This window comes from Paraburkholderia sp. JHI869 (assembly GCF_038900775.1).
In the GTDB taxonomy this organism is placed as follows: domain Bacteria; phylum Pseudomonadota; class Gammaproteobacteria; order Burkholderiales; family Burkholderiaceae; genus Paraburkholderia.
The window spans coordinates 46,077-72,049 of sequence record NZ_JAYMSC010000040.1; the positions used below are offsets into that span (position 1 = coordinate 46,077).

26 protein-coding genes and 3 pseudogenes are annotated in these 25,973 nt (G+C 56.3%); 14 read left to right on the plus strand and 15 right to left on the minus strand.

The features are described 5' to 3' along the window. Position 1: 1 nt before the first annotated feature. The 4 genes from VSR72_RS38575 to VSR72_RS38590 all read right to left on the minus strand — a co-directional run bounded on the left by VSR72_RS38575 (position 2) and on the right by VSR72_RS38590 (position 4,357). Positions 2-1,309, minus strand: coding sequence for an MFS transporter (locus VSR72_RS38575; protein WP_342957454.1), 1,308 nt, complete (start codon positions 1,307-1,309; stop codon positions 2-4). Beyond that, a complete protein-coding gene (locus tag VSR72_RS38580; RefSeq protein ID WP_342957455.1) occupies positions 1,254-2,297 on the minus strand; it encodes a CaiB/BaiF CoA-transferase family protein in 1,044 nt (347 codons plus the stop codon). The genes VSR72_RS38575 and VSR72_RS38580 overlap by 56 nt, the downstream gene beginning before the upstream one ends. A gap of 696 nt (positions 2,298-2,993) precedes the next feature. After that, a complete protein-coding gene (gene nifW / locus VSR72_RS38585) occupies positions 2,994-3,332 on the minus strand; it encodes a nitrogenase stabilizing/protective protein NifW (protein ID WP_342957456.1) in 339 nt (112 codons plus the stop codon). A 524-nt stretch (positions 3,333-3,856) separates the two neighbouring features. Continuing rightward, positions 3,857-4,357, minus strand: coding sequence for an Lrp/AsnC family transcriptional regulator (locus tag VSR72_RS38590; protein WP_342957457.1), 501 nt, complete (start codon positions 4,355-4,357; stop codon positions 3,857-3,859). Positions 4,358-4,931: 574 nt separating this feature from the next. Here VSR72_RS38590 and VSR72_RS38595 point away from each other — a divergent pair. Further along, complete coding sequence (locus VSR72_RS38595; RefSeq protein WP_342957458.1) at positions 4,932-5,309, plus strand: iron-sulfur cluster assembly accessory protein; 378 nt, start codon at positions 4,932-4,934, stop codon at positions 5,307-5,309. Between the two features lie 378 nt (positions 5,310-5,687). Continuing rightward, positions 5,688-5,807, plus strand: a complete 120-nt coding sequence (locus VSR72_RS38600; protein ID WP_342957481.1) for a hypothetical protein — start codon at positions 5,688-5,690, stop codon at positions 5,805-5,807. A gap of 736 nt (positions 5,808-6,543) precedes the next feature. On the opposite strand, the gene nifK is transcribed toward VSR72_RS38600, so the two are convergent. The 3 genes from nifK to nifH all read right to left on the minus strand — a co-directional run bounded on the left by nifK (position 6,544) and on the right by nifH (position 10,600). Further along, the gene (gene nifK, locus VSR72_RS38605; RefSeq protein WP_342957459.1) at positions 6,544-8,103 is read right to left on the minus strand and encodes a nitrogenase molybdenum-iron protein subunit beta; all 1,560 of its coding nucleotides are present in this window, start codon (positions 8,101-8,103) and stop codon (positions 6,544-6,546) included. 72 nt (positions 8,104-8,175) lie between these two features. Continuing rightward, positions 8,176-9,639, minus strand: a complete 1,464-nt coding sequence (nifD, locus tag VSR72_RS38610) for a nitrogenase molybdenum-iron protein alpha chain (protein WP_342957460.1) — start codon at positions 9,637-9,639, stop codon at positions 8,176-8,178. A gap of 79 nt (positions 9,640-9,718) precedes the next feature. Further along, positions 9,719-10,600: a nitrogenase iron protein gene (nifH, locus tag VSR72_RS38615; protein ID WP_342957461.1), complete on the minus strand. Its 882-nt coding sequence runs from the start codon at positions 10,598-10,600 to the stop codon at positions 9,719-9,721. 445 nt (positions 10,601-11,045) lie between these two features. Between nifH and VSR72_RS38620 the strand changes: the two genes are divergently transcribed. From VSR72_RS38620 to VSR72_RS38635, 4 genes are all read left to right on the plus strand, one after another. Beyond that, positions 11,046-11,654 (plus strand): hypothetical protein, encoded by a 609-nt coding sequence (locus VSR72_RS38620; protein WP_342957462.1) that lies wholly within the window; start codon positions 11,046-11,048, stop codon positions 11,652-11,654. A gap of 89 nt (positions 11,655-11,743) precedes the next feature. Continuing rightward, positions 11,744-12,325, plus strand: a complete 582-nt coding sequence (locus VSR72_RS38625; RefSeq protein WP_342957463.1) for an ankyrin repeat domain-containing protein — start codon at positions 11,744-11,746, stop codon at positions 12,323-12,325. A gap of 12 nt (positions 12,326-12,337) precedes the next feature. Continuing rightward, a complete protein-coding gene (locus tag VSR72_RS38630) occupies positions 12,338-12,580 on the plus strand; it encodes a zinc ribbon domain-containing protein (protein ID WP_342957464.1) in 243 nt (80 codons plus the stop codon). A 259-nt stretch (positions 12,581-12,839) separates the two neighbouring features. Further along, a complete protein-coding gene (locus VSR72_RS38635; protein ID WP_342957465.1) occupies positions 12,840-14,171 on the plus strand; it encodes a neprosin family prolyl endopeptidase in 1,332 nt (443 codons plus the stop codon). 631 nt (positions 14,172-14,802) lie between these two features. Here VSR72_RS38635 and VSR72_RS38640 read toward each other — a convergent pair. The 6 genes from VSR72_RS38640 to nifB form a co-directional block, all read right to left on the minus strand. After that, a complete protein-coding gene (locus VSR72_RS38640; protein WP_342957466.1) occupies positions 14,803-15,081 on the minus strand; it encodes a hypothetical protein in 279 nt (92 codons plus the stop codon). Position 15,082: 1 nt separating this feature from the next. Beyond that, positions 15,083-15,301 (minus strand): putative nitrogen fixation protein NifT, encoded by a 219-nt coding sequence (gene nifT, locus VSR72_RS38645; protein ID WP_342957467.1) that lies wholly within the window; start codon positions 15,299-15,301, stop codon positions 15,083-15,085. Positions 15,302-15,415: 114 nt separating this feature from the next. Then, complete coding sequence (locus VSR72_RS38650; protein ID WP_342957468.1) at positions 15,416-15,880, minus strand: nitrogen fixation protein NifZ; 465 nt, start codon at positions 15,878-15,880, stop codon at positions 15,416-15,418. Beyond that, positions 15,877-16,281 (minus strand): iron-sulfur cluster biosynthesis family protein, encoded by a 405-nt coding sequence (locus VSR72_RS38655; protein WP_342957469.1) that lies wholly within the window; start codon positions 16,279-16,281, stop codon positions 15,877-15,879. The genes VSR72_RS38650 and VSR72_RS38655 overlap by 4 nt, the downstream gene beginning before the upstream one ends. Before the next feature lie 65 nt (positions 16,282-16,346). After that, positions 16,347-16,541: a 4Fe-4S binding protein gene (locus VSR72_RS38660; protein WP_342957470.1), complete on the minus strand. Its 195-nt coding sequence runs from the start codon at positions 16,539-16,541 to the stop codon at positions 16,347-16,349. Positions 16,542-16,608: 67 nt separating this feature from the next. Then, positions 16,609-18,210 carry a nitrogenase cofactor biosynthesis protein NifB gene (gene nifB, locus VSR72_RS38665; RefSeq protein WP_342957471.1) on the minus strand — a complete coding sequence of 534 codons (1,602 nt, stop codon included), beginning with the start codon at positions 18,208-18,210 and terminating at the stop codon, positions 16,609-16,611. 408 nt (positions 18,211-18,618) lie between these two features. Here nifB and nifV point away from each other — a divergent pair, with 408 nt between their 5' ends. From nifV to VSR72_RS38705, 8 genes and pseudogenes are all read left to right on the plus strand, one after another. Further along, positions 18,619-19,755, plus strand: coding sequence for a homocitrate synthase (gene nifV, locus VSR72_RS38670; protein WP_342957472.1), 1,137 nt, complete (start codon positions 18,619-18,621; stop codon positions 19,753-19,755). A gap of 127 nt (positions 19,756-19,882) precedes the next feature. After that, positions 19,883-20,081 (plus strand): annotated as a pseudogene (locus VSR72_RS38675) (nitrogenase-stabilizing/protective protein NifW). A 55-nt stretch (positions 20,082-20,136) separates the two neighbouring features. Further along, the gene (locus VSR72_RS38680) at positions 20,137-20,988 is read left to right on the plus strand and encodes an electron transfer flavoprotein subunit beta/FixA family protein (RefSeq protein ID WP_342957473.1); all 852 of its coding nucleotides are present in this window, start codon (positions 20,137-20,139) and stop codon (positions 20,986-20,988) included. Beyond that, entirely contained in the window at positions 20,985-22,097 is a 1,113-nt protein-coding gene (locus tag VSR72_RS38685; protein WP_342957474.1) for an electron transfer flavoprotein subunit alpha/FixB family protein, read from the plus strand. The genes VSR72_RS38680 and VSR72_RS38685 overlap by 4 nt, the downstream gene beginning before the upstream one ends. 11 nt (positions 22,098-22,108) lie before the next feature. Then, positions 22,109-23,422: an FAD-dependent monooxygenase gene (locus VSR72_RS38690; protein ID WP_342957475.1), complete on the plus strand. Its 1,314-nt coding sequence runs from the start codon at positions 22,109-22,111 to the stop codon at positions 23,420-23,422. Beyond that, a complete protein-coding gene (locus VSR72_RS38695) occupies positions 23,419-23,718 on the plus strand; it encodes a 4Fe-4S dicluster domain-containing protein (protein ID WP_133189656.1) in 300 nt (99 codons plus the stop codon). The genes VSR72_RS38690 and VSR72_RS38695 overlap by 4 nt, the downstream gene beginning before the upstream one ends. A 76-nt stretch (positions 23,719-23,794) precedes the next feature. Then, positions 23,795-24,280: a hypothetical protein gene (locus VSR72_RS38700; protein WP_342957476.1), complete on the plus strand. Its 486-nt coding sequence runs from the start codon at positions 23,795-23,797 to the stop codon at positions 24,278-24,280. Positions 24,281-24,373: 93 nt separating this feature from the next. Next, a pseudogene (locus tag VSR72_RS38705) lies at positions 24,374-25,089 on the plus strand (IS6 family transposase). Between the two features lie 52 nt (positions 25,090-25,141). Here the strand turns inward: VSR72_RS38705 and VSR72_RS38710 are convergent. After that, positions 25,142-25,309, minus strand: coding sequence for a hypothetical protein (locus VSR72_RS38710; protein ID WP_342957477.1), 168 nt, complete (start codon positions 25,307-25,309; stop codon positions 25,142-25,144). Between the two features lie 100 nt (positions 25,310-25,409). Further along, positions 25,410-25,520, minus strand: a pseudogene (locus tag VSR72_RS38715) (IS5/IS1182 family transposase); the annotation flags it as partial. Between the last annotated feature and the right edge of the window lie 453 nt (positions 25,521-25,973).

A 25,973-nucleotide genomic window follows, 5' to 3' on the forward strand; every position in this document is an offset into this window, starting at 1 on the left:
CTTAATCTCCGCGACCGAAGGCATAGAGGGACAAGGTCAGCAAGGTCGTGATACCCAGCACGATCGAAAGACCCGTCATGCCGGCCGAAAACGTACCAAAACTGTCCTTGAGGTACCCCACGAGGTACGGCCCCGCAAAGCCACCCAGCGCACCGATCGAGTTGATGAACGCCAACCCGCCGGCAGCGGCCTGTCCGGAAAGGAATCGCGCCGGGAGCGTATAGAAGATCGTCCGGCCTGCAATCGTCCCGATCAGCGCCAGCGTGATGCCGGTCATCGCCGGAACCAGTTGATGGAAATACGTCGAGATTCCCAGCGCGATCGCGCCGATAAAAAAACCTGCGGCGAGATTGCCGATCGGGCCGCCGCGACGATCGACTCGCTTTGCCCACCAGAGCAACGCGATGGTGGCGAAGCAGTACGGCACGGCCGACGTCCAGCCGGTCTGCGTCACGCTCATTCCATGACCTCTCAGCATCTGAGGCAACCAGATGCCGATGCCGTAAGAGCCCATCGTGAAGCCGAAAGAAATCATTGACAGAATGTAGGTGCGCACGTCCTTCAACGCCGCGACGAAATCTTTCTTTTTCTGACTCGACGTGCCTTCCCGATCGGTTACGCTTTGCAGCGCTTGCCGTTCGTCACGGGACAACCAGGTTGCATCGGCAGGCTTGTCCGCCAGCGTCTTGAGCACCAGAAAACCGAGCACGCACGCGGGCAATCCCTGAACGATGAACATCCACCGCCAGCCCGCCAGTCCCAAAACGCCGTCCATGTGGAGTAGCCACGCCGAGAGCGGCCCGCCCACAAGCGAGGACAGCGGCGTCGAGACGGTGAACCATGCGAGCACGCGCGTGCGATAGCCAGCCGGAAACCAGACCGCGAGGAAGAAAATCACGCCCGGAAAGAAGCCGGCCTCTCCGATACCCAGCAGCAGCCGGATCGCGTAAAAGCTCTTTGGGCCCACGGCCAGCGCTGTTGCCACTGCGAAGAAGCCCCACGTGATCATGATTCGCGCGAGCCAGCGCCGCGCGCCGAAGCGGTACAACGCGAGGTTGCTCGGAACCTCGAACACGCAGTACCCGGCGAACATGATGCCCGCGCCCCAGCCGAACTGTGTGGCGGTCAAACCCAGATCGCGATTCATCGTCAACGCCGCGAAACCGACGCTCGTGCGATCCAGGTAGTTGAAGAAGTACGCAAGCGCGAGCAGCGGAATGAAACGCCACGCCGCCTTCCTGACCGCGGACTGCTCATGAATGGACGCGAACGCGCCGCCCGTTGCGATGTTTGATGAGATGGATGTCATGTCGTGTCTCCGGCCGCGCGGAGGCCTCTCCGGCTTCCGCGGCTCGATGATTCCATGTGTCTTTCGTGTTACGTGGCTGCTTCAGGCGCTGGCGACTTCGTTCGCCGAAGGCTTCGACGCATCGCCAGGCTGGCTGTGCGCACACTTGACGACACCGAACTCGGTCAATCGCCTCACATCCTCCGGCGTGTATCCGAGACCCATCAGAAGCGCTCGCGTGTCCTGACCCAGTGAGAGCGGTGCCGCGCGCAGTTGCAAGCGCTCGCCGCCGAGCGTCTAGGGCCGCAGCGCCGTCCTCGTCTCGATGGGCCGCCCTGCGCCGCTGGCATCGGGCGGCAAAGTCACCTCGGCGAGCCCGAAAGCGTCGCAGAACAGTGCCCATTGGGTATCGGAGACCAACCACCAAAAAAATCTGCTCGCCGTTCTTGACCGAAAACACGTCGTAGACAGCCCACGCGGAAATGCGGTTCGGCATCGGCGCCGCGGCCTGGCCGGTCACGGCAAACTGCATCATGTGCTGGGCTACGAGGAACACATTGTTCTCGAACAACGCGCTCTGCGCTTCCTGACCACAGCCCGAGCGTTCGCGTTGAGCCAGCGCCGCCATCGCGCCGATTGCGCCGAACATACCGCCCAAGATGTCGTTGACGCTCGTCCCGGCGCGTGGCGGTCTGCCCTCGGGCCCCGTCATGTAAGCGAGTCCGCCCATCATTTGCACGACTTCGTCGAGCGCGGTGCGATGATCGTATGGGCCAGGCAGAAACCCCTTGTGCGACACATAGACGAGACGTGGATTGACCCTGGAAAGCGCGACATACCCGAGGCCTAGCTTGTCCATCGTTCCACTCTTGACGTTTTCGCTGAAGACGTCCGCCCCGGCAAGCAGCTTGTAGACGATTTCCACGCCACGCGGGTCTTTCACATAGACCGCGATGCTTTTCTTGTTCCGGTTGAACGTGCCGAAGAAGCCCGCTCCGGAGCCGCGCAAGGCGCGTGTGCTGTCACCGATCCCAGGTCCCCCCCGAAATCAATACTTCCCCAACCGGTCGGATAATCCCAGCCTAGGCCGACGCGGTACCTGTGACCCAGAAAGCAGTTGTTACCTTTGACTGCATCGTGAACCGCCGGCGGATTAGCGGCCGCAGTCTTATATATCGATGCGCCGGGGAAACCGAATGTATTGTCACTGGCTGACAGCGAGCGAAGAGTCCGACGAAAATCGGTGAGGCCAAGCTTGTTCCGCCAAACGGCGAGGCATTGCCGTGCCGTAGACACGCCCCAGTTTCCGCCTTTGCATCAAAGGGTGTCGGGCACGTCGCGCCCAGATGGACCCGCAGAGGATCTTAGCGCAGATTGCCACGGCGACATTGGTTCATAGGAGCTAGTGCCGCCCCCTGTCGCCCACAGGACTCCTTCTTCCACCCCATCGTTCCAGACGCATAAGTTCCGCTATGAGTTGTGTAAAGCGCTGTTCCGCCGACAGAAATGGCATGCGGGGACGAAGACGGCCATGAAAGCATCGAAACCGCTCGTGTCCGCTCGTCAGCCGGACGTGGAGGCTGCTGATGGACCACTCCTGGCAGATGTTCACAAGGACAAGTCAACCGAACTTCACAACGTGCATCAAACGAGGAGTTGCATCGTGACGACTCAGACAAGCACCAATATGACTCGCTCACCAACTTCAATTGTTAGCCCGAGCCGGCAGGGATTCACGCAGGCTATCAAGAGAGATATGCCGCTCTCCGTCGGCTTCCTGAAGAACCCTGAACACCTTTTGCTCAGCGGGCGTGGAAATGACAAAGTCGTTGTACGCTTTCAGCAGGAGATTTCGATAAACCAAGAATAAGGTTGCGTCGTGATCCGCGGACAGGTCCTCCGCCTGTCTGATGTACTGGAAGAAACGCCTTAGTATATGTAATCGACTTACGTCCACCACCTTGTCGTCATATGAGATGGCGAAGAATCGGAAGAAGTCCTCAGCCGACGAAAGCCGGTGCAGTTTATCAACCAGTACTTTCATGTTGTTGCTCCGTATGACAAAGTTGGCCGCGAAGCCGTCCGTAGCGAGGCGGCGAGTTTTATGTCATCGTTAAGCGCTTTCACATTCACGAAAGGTCTTAACTTGTCTGTGCCTTCTAACCTAGCGGCCGACGGCACGCAAGGACCATGCCTGTCCCACCTAAACTTGGAAGGTGTTTCTCGCATGCATCGCCATTCCCGATCACCGTAACAGCGGGGCCGGTCTCACGTTGCCTTTGTCTGAATTGTCTGGATTGTGACAGCGCGGCGCGTTGCGCGAAGTGCATCCAGTCGGCTTCGGTTGCCGGCGAAACTTTACTGAACATGAGTTGGGATGTTGCTGGCGCAACTCAGTCTGCTCGCGCCACTACGAACGGTCTTCGTCGCCGGATAGGTCAATAGTTTACCCGTCACGAGTTTGGTCTGCGGATGCCAGCAGGGCGATTCGAAGCGTGTCGTTTGGTTACGACCAGAACCTGTCTGTTGATTGACACAGGTCAAGCCTACCTTTTCAAGCGTTTGCGGTTACAGCGGTATCGCCTGCGTCGATAAGACTTCCTTTAACACCTTGAAGCTACGCAGTTCCCGTACTCCCGGCAGGTGCAACAATTGTGCAGCATGCAACCGGTTGAAGCTTTCATTGCCGCGTGCTCGAACGAGCAAGATATAGTCAAACTTCCCGCTCACAGCGTGGCACGCAACGCAGCCCGACACCTTCTGCGCCGCTTTCTCGAATGCGGCAAACGCCTCGGGCGTCGAGCCGTCCAGCATGATCCCGATTACCGCGAACATGCCTGCGCTGAGAGCCTTCGCGTCGAGCCGTGCGACGACTCTTCGTATTAGTCCCGTCTTCTTGAGCCGTTCCACGCGCCGCAGGCACGCAGGCGCACTGCGTTTCACTTTCGCTGCAAGGCTGACAATCGATAGCGACGCGTCTTGCTGCAAGTGTCTGAGGATCGCGCGGTCTACGGAATCCAAGTCGGCTATGCCCTTCTGGGCGGCGACTGAATTCGTTATCAATTTCATTGCACTCATCTCCCATCTGGTGAATTAGATGGCATCCGAAAAATGTATCGTTTTTTCATGCGCTATCCGTGCAACTCGTTTTCCCTGAGCGAGCGTCGCCTGCGCCAACCATTCTATATCCGCTAACTTCGCGCCGTTATTCCACCTGCGTTTCCTGAGCGTGGGGATAGCTTCTCCGTGTATAGGACAAACTTAGTTTAACGTCGAATGTAGACGTCCAAGATGGCGAACTTCAACTGGTTAAATAGAACGTCTATCGACTCGCGATGAGTCGCAAGGCTCGCACCGCGGATCTCGCTCACTTGTTTGCTATGGCGCAAGGAGATCTCCACCGTGCCGTTCCGCGCATCGCTTCACTCTTGGTGACGACGTCTGGGGGGAGAGTTCAACAGCGTGAATAATTTGGCTTGTCGCTACACGGTCTCCGGATGCACACTCGCCTCAGCAACCTAATTCCGTACCTGATCAATAGTATTTCGAGCGAGTGTTGTGGCGCAGTACTTGCTTTCTTTCCTCGTGCAGAGTCACATTGTCAAGACGGATATAGTTCTCTATTAATCTTCCAGGAAAATCTATGATTTCCCAACGATCAAGCATATCTACAGAATCCGCGTGTGAATTTTTTACGTTCACGGCCCGAGCAGCAAAAGAAGCGGCCGAGCTTGTCACGCAGAGCCACGAAGCGCCGCTTTATATTCGACTGCGTGCTGAATTTCATGCGGGAGGACAGCTAGAATATTTTATTGTCCTGGTTGACTCCGTAAGCGCTTCCGACACGAAAGTGTTTACACAGGGCCTCACTGTGTTCGTGGACGAGACTAGCCTGCGTTATTTTATCGGCACGCGGATCGACTATGAGGAAGATACCCCGCTTCCGCGCTTCGTGATTGAAAGTCCGAGCGCATCAACATCCTGCGGCCGCAGTGAATCATTTACCTCATGTCCGCGCTAACATCGTAGCATGCCGATATTTATACCGCTTGCACGTGGTCTCGATGCAGAACAAGATGGTGAATTGGCGACGCGCGGACCACCGAATGCAATGAGACTCGTGCAAGCCTCGGTTGGTTTGCGCGCTGGTATAAACAGTACCGGAATGAACGCACTTACGGGTTCATTCAGTCACCTAACACCCGTTGCCAGCCATATGTGAGTACCTCTGGGCGAGCAATCATGCTGGCATCAGCCTACGGAGCACGAGTCGCAACGGCGCTGGATCGACGCTATACCGTGGCGCGAACACGGGTACCGGGTTCAATCTCGATGCGAGACGCTGCCGGCAAGAGCCGCGGACTCGACAAGGGTCTCGTCGCTCGCCAGCTTTGACTGGATCCGCAACGCACAGAACCTGATCCTGACAGGGCCACTGGCGCCGGGAAAGACTGCTCCAGCAGACTACACGGCCTTTCCGTGCTGTACGTGGACTTCACCCGGCTATTTGAGGTATTGAAGCGACTATCACGCCGGCACGCTGTACTCGACCATTAGCAACCAATTTCCCTCGAGCACGGGCGCGCCCGGCTCAAAACCCCCACTTGCCGATACGATACTGAACATCCATTACGCTCACAAGCTTGCAGCGAAGAGGCGATTCGATGCGCAAGAAGGACGCGCCTGGTCCGATCTCGAACAGTCGCAGCAGAGTTGAACTCTACGCCGCACGCCCCTAGCCTGTTCGACTTCACCGAAACGGCCACTCAACTCGCCGGAAATAGGCAGCTGCACCTCAGTCCTGGACGACGGTTCGAAATCGCAACAAACTTCATGGCGATCAAATTGATCGGGATCGACGTGGCGAACGCGCGGACCTTCCAGTTCTTCTCACCCCGCTCAATAGCCATGTCCAGGCGGTCACCTAGCGCCGTATTCGTCCACGGAGGGTTGTGTCAGACGCGTCCATTTGCGTGCTCCTCGGAGAAGACGAGCGTGCGATTCCCGCTTTACACCAGCAGGGCTTGCTTCCGCTGCCCTCTCTCATTGAATCAAGTTAATTCAGCGAGATTTGCAACTTCCAGCAAGCGCTTTTAGAGCAAGGTTGCGAATCGGACTACGGAGCGCGGCCATACCTGGGTGCTGTGGACGACTAGTCAAAAAGTCGTGCGGACCGCGCTCTGCTGAGCGGCCGCGCACGATCGCCCACGTCGAGGGGCTGGGCAAACCAAGCCTAGGCAACAACCGTCCTGCCATCATCGAACAATGTCATAACTGTAATCAGTCTTCGCAATATCGATCGTACTAGCATCGAGCTTTTCGAAGAATTCGTCAAGTAATGCCAATAGAACGCGCAATCCTCCCTCATATCCCCACGTCGCAAAACGGTGATAGTGGTGCCGGTCAAAAATAGGAAACACGAGTCGCACTAGCGGTGTCCCCGTATCACGCTCCAGGTACTTCCCATGAGTGTTGCCGATCAGGAAATCGACTGGTTCGGTAAATAGCAGCGAGCGCAGATGCCAGAGATCGCGCTTCGGATAGGCGTTGCATCCCGCACCGTATGGCGACGCGTCCAACAACGCCTTAACCTTCTCGGCCCAGCCGTCGTTACCGTTTGTCGACACAACATGCACCGGCTCTGCACCGAGCTCGAGAAGGAATTGCGTGTACCCTAGCATCTGATCGGGATCGCCGTAGAGTGCATAGCGTTTGCCATGGAGAATAGCCTGACTGTCCGCCATTGCATCAACGAGTTGCCCCCGCTCCCTTTCCAGTTCAGGCGGAATCGGTTGGCCCGTGACACGCGATATCTCCATGAGGAAATGGTCGGTACCAGCAACGCCGACTGGCGAATTAAGCACAATTACCTCTTGGCCGTGTTCCGCGATATACTTCGCCGTCTTTTCGCAGCAATACTCTTGAAAAATGAACGTTGCTTTCGCATTCAGGGCACGTTCAACTTCTTCCTTCGTGGTCCCACCCTCGTACATGCGGAATTCGCCATCCGTCGGTGTATTCCATGTGTCTGAAGGATCGCAGATGATGTTGACGTTCACGCCGAACAGATCGAAGATACGTCGAACCTCCTTGATGTTGCCCACCACGAAACCGTCAAAGCCACCGATAAAGTTTACACTCTCGTCCTGCACACGTATGAGTGGTGTTGCGGTACCGGCCTTACCGTCCCAGAAGTGTTTGAGAATACCCAGCAGAGCATTGTCGTAACCCGTCACGTGACTGCCGACAAACGCGGGCGTATGAGCGAACGGCACGTCGTAGTCTTGCGGAACGCTCCCCTTCTGCTTACTATTCTTGATGAATGCATCGAGGTCGTCACCGATGACCTCTGCCATGCAGGTCGTCGATACGGCGATCATCTCGGGCTTATAAAGGTTGTATGCATTCGCCAGACCGTCGATCATATTATTGAGGCCCCCGAAAACCGCCGCGTCTTCGGTCATTGATGAACTCACGCACGACGTCGGCTCCTTGAAGTGCCGCGAAAAGTGTGAGCGGTAATAGGCCACGCAGCCCTGAGAGCCGTGCACGAACGGCAGTGTTTTATGAAATCCGTTTGCCACAAATACCGCCCCCAGAGGCTGGCAGGCCTTCGCTGGATTGATGGTTAGCGAGTCGCGCGCGAAGTTTTTCTGCTTGTAGTCTTCAGTCTTTGTCCATTCGGCAACCTCCCTCACTGCCTCATCAGGATGGTTAAACTCAAAATTTTGCTTCTTGTTGCGCAAAAGCGTCTGATATTCCGGCTCGCGAAAGAGCAGTTCGTGATCGAGAATGTTGTCGCTTGATTGGGGCATGACTCCCTCCTGAATCGATTTCCTGAAGAGCCGTCCGGCGACACGGACGTACCGCCAACGGCCCGGCCTGGCTCACGCTGCCTTTTTCCACGGTGCCTTGGAAAGATTCCAGACAGGACTCGAAATTGCCATGTCCATGTCGCGCGCAAAGATCGCGAATCCGTCGTATCCGTGGTACGGTCCTGAATAATCCCAACTGTGCATCTGACGGAACGGAACACCCATCTTCTGAAAGACGTACTTTTCCTTGATTCCTGAACCGACGAGGTCCGGCCGCATGCATTCGACGAACCGCTCGAATTCGTAGCCGGTCACGTCGTCGTAAATTAGCGTGCCGTCGTGAATGTGATGCGTAGTGCGCTGATAGTCATCGTTGTGGGCAAACTCGTAGCCGGTGCCAATGACCTCCATGCCGAGGTCTTCATACGCCCCGATGACGTGGCGCGGGCGAAGGCCGCCTACAAAAAGCATCACTTTCTTACCCTCGAGGCGTGGCTTATATCTCGCGATTACCGCATCCATTAGCAGACGGTATTTGGCGATCACTTTCTCGGCATTGATCTTGATCGTGTCGTCAAATCGGCTCGCAATCTCTCTCAAGCTCCTTTCAATCATTGTGGGACCAAAAAAGTTGTATTCCAGCCAAGGGACACCATACTTCTCTTCCATATGCCGGCTTATGTAATTCATTGACCGGTAGCAGTGGAGCAGGTTAAGCTTTGAGCGCGGCGTATTCTCCAGTTCAGCGAGCGTGCCATCGCCCGACCACTGCGCAATAACGCGCAAACCCATCTCCTCAAGGAGAATGCGGCTTGACCATGCGTCGCCACCGATATTGTAGTCACCGATGATCGCAACGTCGTACGGAGTCGACTCGAGCGCGGAATGTTTATTTGGATCGACCCGGTCGAACACGCAATCGCGAATCGCATCGTTTGCGAGATGATGCCCAAGCGACTGCGATACGCCGCGAAATCCCTCGCAGCGTACGGGTACGATTGTGTGCCCGCCATACTGTGCGCTCTTCTTCTTCGAAACTGCTTCGATGTCATCGCCGATCAGACCGATCGGGCATTCGGTTTGAACTGATATGCCTCTGTTGAGCGGAAACAGCTCCTGGAGCTCATCGACGATTTTGTCGAGTTTCTTGTCGCCACCGAACACAATGTCCTTCTCCTGAAAGTCAGAAGTGAACTGCATTGTGACAAACGTATCGACTCCGGTTGTTCCGACATAATAATTGCGGCGTGAACCCCACGAATACTGGCCGCAGCCGACGGGTCCGTGACTGATGTGAATCATGTCCTTGATCGGTCCCCAGACCACGCCCTTCGAACCGGCATATGCGCAGCCGCGAATCGTCATCACACCAGGCAGCGACTTAATGTTGGACTTCACCCCACAGTCCGGCCTACCTTGCTCGAAAGTGCATAAATGCTTGGCCCGCCGCTTGGCCATCTTTTCCGGGTAAGCTCGCAGCACTTCGTCAACGAGAGCCTTGTGAGCGGCCTTACGTTCTTCAACCGTTGCGGTCATTGCATATCCATAAGTGGAGAAATGTGATCGCCGGAGTCGGTTGCCGTACGCCGCATGGCAACCGTCATCCCCGCAGCCGTCAGGCGGTCAGTTCAGCCGCTGTCTTGCCAACCTTCGCCTCATCGACCTGCACCATGATTCCTTTTTCCATCAGGAGATCTTCGAGTTGGTCCATCGTGATCGGCGTTGGGATCACGCCATTGCCGGCGTTGTTATGCACCTTCTCTGCAAGCGCACGATACTGGGCGGCCTGTGCACTCTCTGGCGCGTACTCGATCACCGTCATGCGGCGTAGTTCCGCATGTTGCACGATGTTGTCGCGCGGCACGAAGTGGATCAGACGTGTGCCAAGCATCGCTGCGAGCGATTCCGCAAGCTCGAGTTCCTTGTCGGTCTTGCGCTCGTTGCAAATGAGGCCACCCAAACGCACACCACCGCTGTTGGCATACTTGAGAATCCCTTTTGAGATATTGTTCGCAGCGTACATAGCCATCATCTCGCCTGACATCACGATATAAATCTCCTGTGCCTTGTTCTCGCGAATTGGCATTGCAAAGCCTCCGCACACCACGTCGCCCAGCACATCGTATGAGACGTACTCCACTCCGTCGTAGGCGCCATTCTCCTCCAGGAAATTAATCGACGTAATCACACCGCGACCCGCGCAGCCGACACCCGGCTCAGGACCGCCCGACTCCACACAGCGTATGTCTTTGTAGCCAATCTTCATGACATCCTCGAGTTCGAGGTCCTCCACAGAGCCGGCTTCCGCCGCGAGAGAGAGAATTGTGTCCTGCGCCTTCGCATGCAGTATCAGCCGTGTCGAGTCTGCCTTCGGATCGCAGCCGACAATGAGGATCCTTTGCCCAAGGTCGCTGAGCGCCGCGAGCGTGTTTTGCGACGTGGTCGATTTTCCAATCCCGCCCTTTCCGTAGAAAGCGATCTGTCGAAGTTGAGCCATCGTGGTACTCCATTGAGATAGAAGGATTAAACCAAGGTTGCCAATCAAGGCTGCAAAGCCGCGATCATGTCCTCAGCGTGCAGTGTCCATATGATCTTCTTCTGTGGAGTCACGCATCGGCCGGATGGTGTCCGCGCGAATCGCTATAGTGCAGTTTCTATGCCAAGGCTCCAGAATCGTCGAAATGCCTTGCAAATCGCGCTTTGAGCAAACATGCCGGCATGGCGCCTACCGACGTTCGCAGCGTCGGCTTCCTGACAAATCGTGCGTTGTTGTAGCAAACCAGATTTGCACCACCATTGTCGGCCCGCCTCGGTCAATGGCAGCGGGCCAGAAAGGGAGGGATTGTTGGTACGAAAGTTGCAAACGAAACTCCATACTTCTTGACCAATTGCGAACTGTCACTGCCATTTCACAAGTTATTCAAACTTAAGAGGAGAACCTAATGAACGATATGACTATCGACAAGGGCCTTGACCAGACCGTTTTCGCCCGCTTGCAGCGCGAGGGCCGTTTACTCAATGCAGTGTTCAAGGGTCCCACCAGTACACCTGGGCGCATCGGTTTTCGCGGCGAACTCGCGCTGCGCTTCGGACCGCAACTCGCTGACGAAGCGCGCCCGCCTGAGCTGTCTTGCGAGCAGGTCATGGCAGTGGCCGACGTCGGCAACCCGCATCTCATATTTTTCGCGGGGTGGGTATTGAGCTTCGAACATCTGAAAGACGTCGCCGAAGTGTTGGGAGACGCACTCTCGCCCAACGGAAAGTACTTTCTGTTCTGCGACAACATCGATCTTTCGAGTCGCTATCAGGCGCACTACCTGGGCGCGGTATTCTATGTCCTGCCTATCGTGGAATCGACGGTCTACAACGAAATACTTGAGCTCCTGTATCTCGACAAGGCAGAGCTGAAGAAAAAGGACACCGCGGGAAAACTCGACGCGGTCGCCGATGCTGGGTCGAAGTTCGACTTGTGTTTCGATCCCATCAGTTACGCGCAGGGACTCGAACTGATGGGCCCAGTCCGTGATCCTAACGAAAACAGACCGGTCTAAGTTGCATTTCGCCGCGGTGCTTCCACATGAAGATGCCGCCATGCACAGAAGCTACCACAACGCTCACGTAATCTAACTGGAGAATTTCCATGGCATTGCTAATCGATGCTGCCGCACGTCGAAAAGGGAACGGTCAAAGCCCCCCGCTCGCTGATGAAGGTCTGCAAGCTCGTGCACGTTCGTCAGTCGCTAGATGGTTGTCGGCACACGACTTTCCGGATGCCCATTCCTGCAGCGTTGACGGCATAACGCCGCTGATGCTCGCAGCGATGCACGGGGAAGACCGTATCGTCGCCGCGTTGCTCGACGAAGGTGCACCCGTCAGTGCGCTCGACGACAACGGAAACGATGCGCTTTGGTACGCATGTCTATGCGGAACGCCCGGACCGATTCTACGGTTGGTCAGTGCCGGTCTTAATGTCGATCATGCCAATGCGCATGACGTCACATGCCTGATGCAGGCAGCCGCCAACGGCAGAGTCGACGTCATGTGGTTGCTAATATCCCTTGGTGCGAGTAACAGCTTGGTCGCGCCAGATGGGCGAACTGCTTTCGACATGGCCACGGATTTTGGACTACAGCTGCTGCTAACGGTAGACCGACTCAAAAACGCCATGCGCGAATCGTCGCGTTTCGCCGATGATGCTCCGTCGCACAACCTTGCCCATTGAGGAAAACTTCTCATGCCACTTTACGACTACGTATGCCGCAACTGCAATTTTCGATTCGAGACACTCGTACGCACCAATTCGTTGGCGTCCTGTCCGCGCTGTAGCAGTAATGCGATGGATAAGCAGGTCAGCGCACCGTCCGCCCCTCCACGCAACAAGGCACTCATTGCGGCAGCACGCCGCCAGGCCGCTCGTGAGGGGCATTTGAGCAATTATTCCGCGGCTGAGCGCATGCAATTATTGCATCGACCTTGAAACGCCACAAGGAGCTGGCGCCTGTCATTCCACATCTGCCTTGCAAAAAAGTTAACTCCAAAATCATATGTCGCCGCAGTCTATTTACCTCAGCGCACAAGAATTCCCCGTTGTAAATCCTGACAACGGGAAACAACTCGGTAGACTTGCAAACACAATTCAGTATGTCTCTTCTGTGTGTCTGATGGGGATATTAACATGGACAATGCCCGCATACTCACAGAGCATGGATTCCCATATCGAATCATTTGACAGATTCATGGCTGACACGAGAGCGGCCGCCGCTCAGGATTTTATTGGTTGCTCTTGGCCCGAGTCCGAGGCGCATCTTGAGTCAGATCATCAACCTCCAATATCGCGCAACTACAAAGTCAATGATCCGTCTGCTTTCGAAGGGATGCGCCAAGCGATTATTGAACGTTACAATGGAGTACACGTCTCAAGGAGTTTTTTTGCGAACGGCCAAACCTATGACTGCGTTCCGGTGATGGAGCAACCTGCTGTCCGGAGATATCAAATAAGGCAAATCGCAACACCTCCACAGTTAGCGTCAGCGACAAACCTCAACCGTGACTTATCCAGCCGATCGGTAGGGTCGTCTGAACAGTTGCAAAACGGTGTGAATACGCCAAGCTGTGGTACGGGCAGCGTCCCCTTGAATAGAGTCACATTGGAAGAGCTTAGTCGATTTACGACAGTAGATGCATATCACAGAAAGGCGCCTCCACCGATGACCAGGCTCCCGTCAAGCAGCGAATTAGCGAATGCACCCTTTTTCGCGAGTCAATTACTCTCCGCGGATCCCTATGCACACAAATATGCGACATTCGTGCAAAACGTCGAGAATCTCGGGGGCAACGTCACGTTCAATGTCTGGAATCCGAAAGTGGATGCTGCGGCGGGTCAGTATTTCAGTTTGTCCCAGATTTGGATTCTTGGTGGAGACAGAGCCGGCGGTGCAAATCCTCTTCAGTCAGAAGAGACTGGCTGGGTAGTCTCTCCTTCCATGTTTGCGGACAATCTGCCGCACTTCTTCATCTTCAGCACCGCCGATAACTACGTGAACACCGGATGCTGGAACAACAGCTGCGGGGATTGCGTGCAGGTTTCGGAGAAAGCGGTACTCGGGGGCGCGTTAGTTGACATCAGTTCTCCCGGCGGTCAACAGCACGAGTTTAGTGCCGGATATCATCGCGAAGCACACGGGAACTGGTGGCTCTTACGTAACGGCGTCGCGATTGGTTACTACCCCGCGGAGTTCTATCAAGGCGGACAGAGCAGTCATAACGCAACGTCGATTGGGTTTGGTACAGAAACAACTGGGCTTACGTCTTGGCTGGGCGCCGGTAGTGGTAGTTTGGACAGTCAACTATATGGCCGCGCAGCTTATCAGCGCAACCTCTACTACTACAACCTCGCTGATACTGTTGCCTGGGATGATCCGCACTTGTTGGGACAATCGACCTGCTACCACGCGGCCGGGCCATTCAGCAACGGAGATGGCGGTAATATTCCCGCCGATAACCACAATCCAAGTTGGTGGACCCGATACATCTTCGTTGGTGGCCCAGGCGGAACACAGTGCAGATGAAGAGGGCATAGAGCGCGTGATTCGTATTGTTCTATGATGCATAGCACCGCCTAACATCCCGACTCCTCGCACTAGCACGGTTTCCACATGTTGCGTTTGGCAATTGGTTCATCGATGCATCCTACGTGCGCGATGCCGAACGAGGCGGAGAGCTCACCTGGAGCCAGCCTTAAACGGCACACGAGAAGAGAACCGCGCGACACTGACGGTCAACCCACCTTCCCGTGATCGAAAAAAAACGGTATTGCAATTCGCAGGCCAAGCGTTCGCCGTCACTGACTAGTTGCGTACGTCCGCTTACCGATATTCCGCACTGTCCTCTTCACGTCGAGGCAGGTTGATATCGGCAAATACAGGCGAGGCCCTAAGCCGGCCAAGAAAATTCCAAGTGCAATCTATGGGATGGGATGTGCAGGGTGCGCTGGTAATTGCGTCACCCGCCCGATGCCCAGCACACGCAGCGCCGTCGAGCTGCCGAGCGTCGAGTCACCGCGACAACGGCATCGCTGCGCCGAGCGACCGTAAGCTCGAACGAATCGAGCGTCGGACCATCGCTCCAACGACTCGAAAGCCCGCGAAAACAAGCTAGATCGCCGTGGTGTGGTATGCCAGCTCGCAAAGTGCGATTTCTTCAGTCGCCATCGCAAAACGCCTCCTCTGCCAATATGAGCATATCCGCTTGCGCAGCCTCCGTGGTCACATTAATGCAAAAGCCGGTCCATGTCGCTAGATAGACCCGGCGACCACGGAACTTGAGGAAGGGCTTCTCATCGCTTAGCTCGACTGCGGTGATCCGAATGATACGCACATCGGGATAGCGCTTTCGCCAAATTACCGCGGCTTCCTGCAACGTCGGTTCGGTACAAACCAGTTCAGTTATCGCATGAATCTGTTCCACAGTAAGGCCCATGTCATTCGCACCCGCTTGACACGCGCCGCGCTTCGACAGTTACCGGAAGCGTGGTGTCGCTCGCAAGTTCGGGCAACTGAAACTGCCAGCCGTTAGCAAGCGTAATACGTCCACCCCAAAGCTGCGCTCCATCGATGTAGACGATTGGCTCCTCGAGATCCTTCTTCAGAACATAGGCCCTGAATACACCATTGTCATCCTTTCGGATCGTGACCTTCACGTTTATATCTCCCGGGTTGGTTAAGCGATTCGCGCCAGACGTATGGCTGCGACAACCGGCGGACATGCCGCACGTGCGCAGTACGATGCCGCCTTATCCCACAAACAGGCTGAGCTAAGGGAGTCCACCATCATCGAACGGCTCGCTAATGCGCTCAGCGCTTAGCGTCGGCATCTGCGCGCAGTTCTCCTTCTCCATATCGGCGTGCCACGAACCGATCCAGCGAAGCGCGTCGGCGCGCCTCCCCAGTTGGGCGAGCACGTCCTGCGGCAGGCGGTCGAGCGTGCAGAGCTCCTTCGCGCGCATTCCAACACGACGATCTCCTTCGAAAAAGTGAACCGCATAGACGTAGAACCGCTGCAGAAACGTGCCGATTGCCGTGACATAACCGGCCTCGCCTTGGCTCACGAGCAGTTCCCCCATAGCCTTACCGTTGTATGTACCGTCGTTACGAATCACGGCGCGTGCAATCACTCGCTCGCCAACGGCGAACCGTGGTGGAAAAGCAAGTTCGACTGCATCGTCGCTCTCAACGTCCCTCACGCCCAGTTCATTTAAATACCGGGATGCACGCTTCATGACACCTCCCGTGGCAATGAGTTACGTCGGCGTCCGATCGCACTCGCGTCGATACGCGAGACGCTCAACTTGCCTGCGCCATCGCGCGCGGCGACGCCAAATGCTTGATTGCCCTTGTTGAATGCAAGGCCACACCTGTCTAGTGTTTCAACGAAGTCGACGGTAAAGCCGTCGAGCAACAGCCGACTTTCTGCCGGCAAGAAAATCCGCAGTCCATTGATCTCCGTAGTCTCATCACCGGGTTGCGCATCGGCGGTGGCACTCAGTTCGGCTTCGTATCCGGAGCAACCGCCAGTACTCACACAAATACGGACGCCCGCACCGGATGGCAGACCGGAAAAGCGCACGATACGGTGAAGGAACTTTTCGGCGGCAGGTGTCACTGCAAAATTTGGCAACATGATTTAGAAATCGTCGAATTGAACAATCGTCGGGTACACTGCGCAAGGCAAGCGGAACCGCAGCGCTAGGCCGGCACGATGCACCCGTCCACAGGGCACGCCGCCACGCATTGCGGACTATCGAATTGCCCTTCGCACACGGTACATTTCCTCGGATCAATTGCGAAGACGCCGCCTTTCTCGATGATTGCGACGTTTGGGCATTGCGGCTCGCAAACCGAGCAGCCAGTGCAGGCGGAGGAAATGATCTTTAGGGCCATACCATGCACTCCTTGTGATGATTTTTGGTGTAACCGAGCACGTAGGGACGACTACGCTACCTGCCGCTCAAACAGGGGCGTCTTCTCCCACCCTAGTCAACCCGATCTGTGGGATTGTCGCGTCGCCGCGGTCCGTGTGGTCAATTTCGCCAGTCGCGAGACGGCCACAATAGTCGGTGAGCCATGCAAGCGCGGCTTTTTCGATTGGTTCGTGGGCGTACATATCCACGGGTTCGATTCCCGCTTCTAATAGCGACTTCCGTGGGCACAAGCCAATCTTTGCAACCAGCACAGCATGGCAATCGTTGATCGCGTGTATGATCGGCCCCAATTCATCCTCATCGCCATCGCCGCCGCGGCAATAGGCGCCCACGCGGCGGTGCGCGACAAACAGGGCTCCAGCGGCGCTGACCTGGAAAATCTGGAACTCGGAAACGTGGCCGAAATGAGCGTTGACGAGCCTGCCTCCCTTCGTCGCAACGGCAATCCGCACCTCGACATCGCCTAGCACCTGGGTCGCTCCTGACAAGCTTCGTGTCTTATGTTTCATCTCGCGCTCTCCATCGCATTCGGCGTCCACGCGGCGTTGACGTGTACGGCCAAGATCAAGCTTGTCCACGGCGTCCATGTGTTCGATGCTTGCGAGCGAAAACTCGTGATGGCGGTCTTCGCCCAGAAGGCCTACGGCATCTGCACGACATTGCCGGCAATGGCGCATTAGGGCCGCGCCGCCCATGCAGGCGTCCTGCACGGCCTTCAACTCGCGAGCGGTAGGCTCGCGCTGGCCACGGCCACCGAAATACGTGCCGTGCGTAGGATCCGAGATCAGCGGCATGATGTTGTGCAAAAACGCACCCCGCCTCTTTACTTCACGATTCACTTCGACCAGGTGCTCGTTGTTGATGCCAGGGATGAGTACCGAGTTGATCTTCGTAAGTACGCCACGCGCGCTCAACATGTCGAGCCCTAGCATCTGCCGCTCGTGCAGAATTCGCGCGGCCTCTTCGCCCGTGACTCTTCTGTGATCCCAAAAGATCCATGGATAGATCTTTGCGCCGATGACAGGGTCCACCATGTTGATAGTGATCGTCACGTGATCAATGCCGTAATCGCAAATTTCGTTGACATAGTCGGGCAAAGAAAGGCCGTTCGTCGAAAGACATAGCTTAATGTCCGGCGTGAGTTCGCGAAGCATACGAAAGGTGTCGAACGTTTTGTTCGGATTGGCCAGTGCATCCCCCGGGCCCGCGATCCCGACGACAGTCAATTGCGGAATCCTCGAGGCGACGGTCATCACCTTTTTCACGGCCTGATCCGGCGCGAGCTTCTCTGATACCACACCAGGCCGCGACTCGTTCGAGCAATCATACTTTCGGTTGCAGTAGTTGCATTGGATATTGCAGGCGGGCGCCACTGCGACATGCATGCGCGCATAATGGCGATGCGCTTCCTCCGAATAACACGGGTGATCTCTAATCCTTTCCCACACCTCCACACTGATGTTTTCTGGTGCGTCGGTCGAACAGCAACTTGACCCGGCTGGTACGCCATTTGAATCAGAGCGGCCGTATCCGGCAAGTGCATCAGCGGCCGACACCGATGGCATGATGTGTGTGACTCTGGCGCCGTCGGCCAAGATCAGAGCGCCGGCATTCGCGCAATCGTGCATGGTATCTCTCCGCAATGAACAGTGGGTGTGCCATTGCTCCCAGCGAAATCCATGCCATCGCGGAAACGCACTATGTGCGAGTGGACAATACTTGAAGCCGAGAGCATCGCCGTGTGCTCCGTCGCCATGACACATGGGTAGTCCAGCCACGCTGGCGCTGTGTCTCAGTCCTTATTCATTTGAATTACTCGCGATAAAAGCAACCGCTTTCGCGTTCGCCGATAACCCGATCGGCCAGATTCAAGCGCGACACTGTTGGGAATGGGACATTCCCGACGCGACTTATCACACCACGTACTCCGATTCCCGACATGATGCCTTTCTGGTTCAAACAGAACCACACTCCGGCCGTAGCGTCCCATTGGCACGATGTTTGCAGCGCAATCGACACCTCTCGGGAGACTTGACATGCATCTTCCAATTATTAATGACACGACGCTCCGCGATGGTGAACAGACTGCAGGAGTCGCATTTCGCGCCGAGGAAAAATGCGCGATCGCGAGCGCCTTGTCTCAGTCCGGCGTGCCGGAACTAGAAGTCGGGGTTCCCGCAATGGGCGACGAGGAAATGGCGTGCATAGTGGAAATTGCCGGGTTAAATCTCGACTCTCGTATAGTCGTTTGGAGACGCCTCACCGAAGGCGACCTCGCGGCGACATTGCGTTGCAATGCCGATATCGTTCACCTCTCCATCCCTGTTTCGGATATTCATCTGCGCCACAAGCTGCAGCAGTCGCGTACGTGGGTTCTGCGTCAAATTGCCCGCATAGTCGACATAGCAATCGGAAGTCGCGCAACCATTTCTCTTGGCATGGAAGACGCCTCGCGCGCGGATCCTTCCTTTGTCATCGAAGTGGCTCAATGCGCACAGCAGCACGGTGTTCAGCGCTTTCGTTTCGTAGACACGGTCGGCGTGCTGGATCCGTTTAAGACATACCACGCGATTGCGGCGCTGCGCGTTGCCGTCGACCTCGAGATCGAAATCCATGCGCACGACGATCTCGGGCTTGCCACAGCCAACACGTTAGCGGCCCTTGCGGCAGGCGCAACACATGCCAGCACCACCGTCAGCGGTCTTGGCAAGCGAGCCGGCAACGCGGCGCTAGAGGAAGTCGTGATGGGAGCACGTCATCTTCTGCGACGAGATACGGGCGTCGACACTAAAGCGCTGCCCGGTATTTCGTCGCTGGTCGGACATGCGTCGGGCCGAGCGGTCTCCTTTGGAAAAAGCATCGTCGGTCGAGGCGTTTTTACTCACGAAGCGGGAATTCACACGGACGGCCTTTCCAAACACGTCGCAACCTACGAAGGATTCGATCCTGCAGATGTGGGCCGGCAACGGTCTACAGTGCTCGGCAAACATTCTGGGTCTCAAGGTGTACGTGACACATATGACGCTTTGGGCCTGAAGGTATCGGAGCGGCTTGGGCTGCTACTGCTACCGCACATCCGCGCCTTCGCCACGCGACATAAGCAGCCGCCTAGCGCAATCGATCTCCGCCGCTTTTTGAGTGAGGTACGGAGCACGCGAGTCAGAGCGTCCTGAAGGCGGCTCATAGCGAGAAACGGACTTAGGGGGAGCAGACCCATGGAAGGACTTATCCGAGACTTCGTCCACTTTCATCTATGGAGGATTTCCGCGTCTCTTTTGCATTGCCCTCGACAAAAGGATAGTGAAGTTGAACCGCCTGCACATCATGAAACGTTTCTTTCGGTACATCGAACAACAGAACGACATGCCGCCCTCCACGACGGCTGACCTATCACGGCTTGCTGCGGAAGGCCTGCGACGACTTCGTTGTATCCAGGCCCCCTGAACAACGAGTGTTTAAAGTCTTTAGAAGGCCGCCGACCGGCATGTCGTCTTCCTGAAAAGCCTGAGCGCGTCGCTGTCGGCACCCAGCGGCGTCTGATTAGGAGAATGTCAATGCATATTGTCGTTTGCATCAAGCAAGTACCGGATTCTGCCCAGATTCGGGTTCACCCTGTGACCAACACCATCATGCGGCAAGGCGTGCCGGCAATCGTCAACCCTTACGATCTCTTCTCGCTAGAAGAAGCGTTACGGCTAAAAGACCGCTTCGACGCATGGGTCACGATACTTTCTATGGGACCACCGCAGGCCGAGGATGCACTGCGTAAATGCATCAGCTACGGTGCAGACGACGCCGTGCTCATCACCGACCGGTCGTTCGCCGGCGCCGACACGCTCGCCACTTCTTATGCGTTGGCCGCCGCGATCCGCCAGATCGCGAGTGAACGCTCAGTGGATATGATCTTTACGGGCAAACAAACGATCGACGGCGATACAGCCCAAGTCGGCCCGGGCATCGCGACGCGCATGGGCATCCAACTGCTTACCTACGTGTCAAGAATCCTCGAGATTGACCTCGGCAGACGCACGATCGTGGCCGAACGCCGTGCTGAAGGGGGCGTTCAGGTACTCGAGACTGCGTTGCCGTGCCTCGTTACGATGCTTGAAAACACGAACGATCTGCGTTTCGCAACACTGCCCAGAGTAATCCATGCCGCTGGCTTCCCCGTACGCAAGTGGAACCGCCAGCAGGCCGGGATCGATGACGTCAGCAAGATCGGGCTGAAGGGTTCACATACCGTCGTACGTAAGGTGTTCGGCGCAACGCCGCGTGCAGAAGATGCCGAGATGATCGAATTCGACGAGTCGAGTCTCCACGACGCGGCGGCTCAACTTGTGCGAAAGATCTTTACTCGCCATCCTACGCTAGAGGTGGACCTGCGGCTCACGGAGAGGAATGCATGAATTCGCTTGTTGCTTGGAAACAAAAACCGGCCGAGCCGATCGCACACGCTAATGGCTGCAACGTAGAACTTCCCGACCGTATGAAAGACTATCGGGGCGTGTGGGTCTTCATCGAGCACGATCGTGGCCGTGCGCGCAGCGTATCGTGGGAACTGGTCGGTGAGGCTCGCAAGCTCGCCGACAAACTTGGCAGCAACGTCGCTGTCGCGGTACTCGGTGGTACTGAAGAGCCACTCGAGCAGTTTGCCGCTGAGGCGTTCACCTTGGGTGCGGACAAAGCGTATGTCATCCACGATCCGGTGTTGCGCGGTTATCGCAACGAACCGTTCACGAAAGGCCTGTCAGATCTGGTTAGCAAGTACTGCCCCGAGATACTGTTGCTCGGTGCGACTTCAATGGGCCGAGATCTCGCGGGCTCTGTCGCAACACGGCTTCTGACTGGCCTTACAGCCGACTGCACTGAGTTGAATATCGATCCCGCCTCGCGTGTACTAGCTGCGACGCGGCCGACCTTCGGCGGCTCTCTGCTTTGTACGATCATGACGCTCGAATCCCGCCCTCAGATGGCGACTGTGCGCCCACGAGTCATGCCCATGCCGCCGGCGCAGCAAGGCCGCAGTGGCGAGATCGTGCAGGAAACGCTCGGGATGATCGAGGCCAATATAGTAACTAAATTGCTTGACTTCATCCCGGACGAGACGAGCGATCAAATCAACCTCGCCTACGCGGACGTGATCGTGAGCGGCGGCAAGGGACTCAAGAATCGCGAGAACTTCATGCTGCTATTCGAACTGGCGCAGGTGCTCGGTGGCGAAGTCGGCGCGAGCCGCCCATGCGTGCAGGCGGGTTGGGTCCGAGCCGAACGCCAGATTGGACAGACCGGCAAAACTGTCAGGCCCAAGCTTTATATCGCCGCGGGAATCTCTGGTGCGATCCAGCATCGGGTCGGAATGGAAAGCTCTGACGTCATCGTCGCAATCAACACCGACCCAAACGCACCGATTTTTGATTACGCGCACTACGGTATTGTGGGGGACGCAATGCGCGTACTACCCGAACTAACACAGGCCTTTAAGCAGCACCTGACACCGCATCGGCTAGACTCGTAAGGAAAACAAACATGGCAACCTCCCCCAAATTCGATGCCATTGTGGTCGGAGCTGGGCCATCAGGCAACGCCGCAGCCTACGTTATGGCGAAAGGCGGACTGAAAGTGCTTCAGATTGAACGCGGCGAGTATCCCGGAAGCAAAAACGTTCAGGGCGCGATTCTTTACGCCAATGCACTGGAACAGATCATTCCGGACTTCCGTGACGATGCCCCTCTCGAGCGCCACATCATCGAGCAGCGCCTGTGGATGCTCGACGATACCTCGTTTGTTGGCACGCACGCGCGCAGCGAAGACTACAACAATCCCCCATATAACCGCTACACGATCATACGGACACAGTTCGACAAGTGGTTTTCATCGAAAGTACGTGAAGCAGGCGCTTTGCTGATCTGCGAGACCACGGTGAATCGCCTGATAATGGACGGAGACCAAGTTGTCGGCGTGCAATGCGACCGCCAACACGGTGACGTCTATGCGGACATCGTGGTCCTCGCGGACGGCGTCAATTCGACATTGGCGCGTAAGGCAGGCTTTCACGGCGAAATCAAGGCGGGCAATGTCGCGCTGGCTGTGAAGGAGATTCTCTTTATGCCTGAGGAAACAATTTGCCAGCGTTTTAATGTTGCCGATAACGAAGGCGTCGTCATTGAGATGGTCGGCCGAATCACCGACGGCATGGCTGGAGCCGGCTTCCTGTACACTAACAAGGAGTCGCTGACAATCGGCGTCGGCTGTATGCTGAGCGACTTCAAAAACAACTCGAACCGTACAAGCCCGTATGTGTTGCTTGAAAAAATGAAGCGTCATCCGTCCATCGCCCCGCTCGTCGCCGGCGGTGAAATGAAGGAGTACTGTGCGCATCTGATCCCCGAAGGGGGCTTCAATGCAATCCCGGAAGTGTACGGCAATGGCTGGATGATCGTCGGCGATTCCGGTGGCTTCGTCAATTCCGCACATCGCGAAGGTTCTAATCTTGCCATGACGACAGGACGTTTCGCCGCGGAGACCGCGATAGCCGCAAAAGCCTCCGGAGGCCACAGCTATCGGGCTAACGCCCTCTCCGGGTACAAGACCGCGCTCGACAAGAGTTTCGTGATGAAGGACCTGTTCAAGTACCGAGACATGCCGAAGATCTTGCATCACAATCCGCAGTTTTTCACCACATATCCTGATCTCGTCGCTAAAGCGGCTCGGACAATGATTACGGTCGACGGCGTGGACAAGCAGACAAAGAAAGGGGAGGTCATGGCGAGTTTCCGCAAAAGTCGCTCACTAACAGGCCTGGTGGGCGACGCATACAAACTCTGGAGGGCCTTCCGATGACCAGACTTACTGTGAACATCGACGAGAAGCTATTCCAAAACCGTTACCGCGTTGACGTCGGCCGACCACACGTCCAGATAAAAAATCCCGAAACCTGCATTAATGAATGTAGCGATAAAAGCTGTACGTTCGTCTGCCCCGCTTCCTGTTATCGGAATGAGAACAACGGCGCCGTGACACTAATTACCGACGGCTGCCTTGAATGCGGCAGTTGTCGCATTCTATGCAGGGAACACCACAACCTTTCTTGGGAGTATCCGAGGGGTGGCCACGGAATCCAGTTCAAGTTTGGATAGACGAATACGACCTCGTCATTTCGGCTTCCGCCTACCACAGGAAGGGTCAGAAGCCTTATCGTTTCGGAGCAAGTCAATGAATATCCTTACTGGCATTGAGTCGGCAGATCTGTTTGGCGGCGCCGTACCTTCTTCCGTATTGCGCTTAATCGAGGATACACGTGGCGGCCGCTGTGACGATGTGACCGCTGCATTGTGGACCGCCGTTCTTTCTCACCCGCGCTGCCTGCCACCCTACTATCTGCTATACAAGTTTCACGCGAACCGGGGCGAGCTTGGCGAGGCGAAGGAAGTTGCAACCAAGGCTTTGACAGCTGCAGCCCGGGAAGCGTCAATTGACATTGACTGGTGTGCGGTACAGCCAGGCGACACAGATTTCACGATTCCTGGACCGGCACGCTTTTGGCTCTTCACTCTGAAGGCGCTGGCCTTTATCAGCGTTCGCCGCTGCGAACGCGCGGTTGCCCTGAAGCTCCTTGCCAAGCTGCGCCGGCTGGACCCGGCCGACTGCGTCGGCTTCAACGTGGTGGAAGCCCTTCTCGCGCAGTCCGGGCGCCGATAAGCCCTACCGGCAGGCCAGCCGTCGGCTCTGGCGCAAATTGCGCGGGGGGACGAATCGGTTAAGGTGTCGGCCTGAACGAATTGAGAACTGGCGATGAGCAAGCTGAAGAGCCTGGACGAACTGTTTGCAGGCCGTCACTTTGACCGCGATGTGATCATTCTGTGTGATCGCTGGTACCTGCGCTACAAGCTTAGCTTGCGCAATCTGGTCTAAATGATGGCGGAACGGGGTCTGTGCTGGCCCACACGACGATCCTGCGCTGGGTGCGGCGCTTTGCGCCGGAGTTCGTCAAACGGTGGAATCGTTTCGGCAGGCCCACCGGGCAGTCCTGGCGTGTTGACGAGACTTATCTCAAGCTGCGCGGCGAGTGGGTCTATCTTTATCGGGCGGTGGATCGGGTGGGCCAGACGGTAGACTTCATGCTCAGTGCCAGGCGCGACGTGAAGGCGGCAAAAGCCTTTTTCAGGAAGGCAATTAGACATCAGGGCCAACCACCGAAGACCATCACGCTTGACGGCTATGCCGCCTCGCACCGCGCCGTGCGCAAGATGAAGGCCGATGGCTTGCTGTCCGATGACACGAAGGTTCGATCCTCGAAATATCTCAATAATTTGGTCGAGCAGGACCACCGCAACATCAAGTCCCGGACGAGAGTCATGCTCGACTTCAGGCGTTTCAGGAACGTAGCGATCACTCTCTCTGGTATTGAGCTGATACATCGTATTCGCAAGGGACAATTCGGTCTCACGAAGCTCGGCCTCAAAGATACCACTGCGCCAGCAGTCTGGGAGGCCGTCCTGTCCGCTTGATCAGGTATCCCCTATATAAGAATACGAAAAATCGCGTGCAGACCGCCTATTTTCACCAGAGCCGTTGTGACGTGTCCGCCCGCAACATCCCGACGGCGTGGATCGCTCCCGCGCCGACACATACGCCGCTCTTCTCCAGCACCCCGCCGTGAGTGCCATATTCACGGAACGGCGATCCGCCGAATCCCCCGATCAACCGAGCTCGCTTGTAGATGCTCATATCCTCACCTCCGTGTGAGTTGGAGGTCCGCAATTGACTAATGCAATTTGCACGCCGGACGGACGGTCATATAGACACAACCCATCGACCGAACCGGCTCCCGATCCGGTACCGGTTTGCGGCCCGGATGCTCGAAGCGCCGTGGCTTCGCTGGTGGTAGCAGTGGCTCGATCAGTGCCCACAGTTCGTCGTCGATGATTGGTTTGCCCATCTCCTCGATCCTGTTGATACGACGATCGAGGTTAGCAGGTTACGTTACGAGTTAGCAGCCTCTATGAACTCTTTTTGAAACCGTCTATAAGGCCCGACAGCATAACAGCCCGCCTTATTGCGACAGATCCAAAGGAGGTCTACCCCCATCTGTATCTGATGACGCTAACCATGATAGACATCGCCTTTCGCGGGATAAGCGCCTTTACGGAACACATTGGAATGCTAAGGAAGATCTGAAGATGTCGTTTTCGTAGCGACATCTTCGACATGCCTCGGATGTCTGAGCGGCGACGACATGCCTTGTGCAGAGATCGCCCGGTACAGTGTAGTGGTCAACTAATTTCGGACAGGCAGATAGGTTCTTTTGCTATCGGATTCGCCTCGTAAGCGGCGGGCGACAGATAGCCCAGCGTGGAGTGCAAGCGCACCGGATTGTAGAAAGCGACGATGT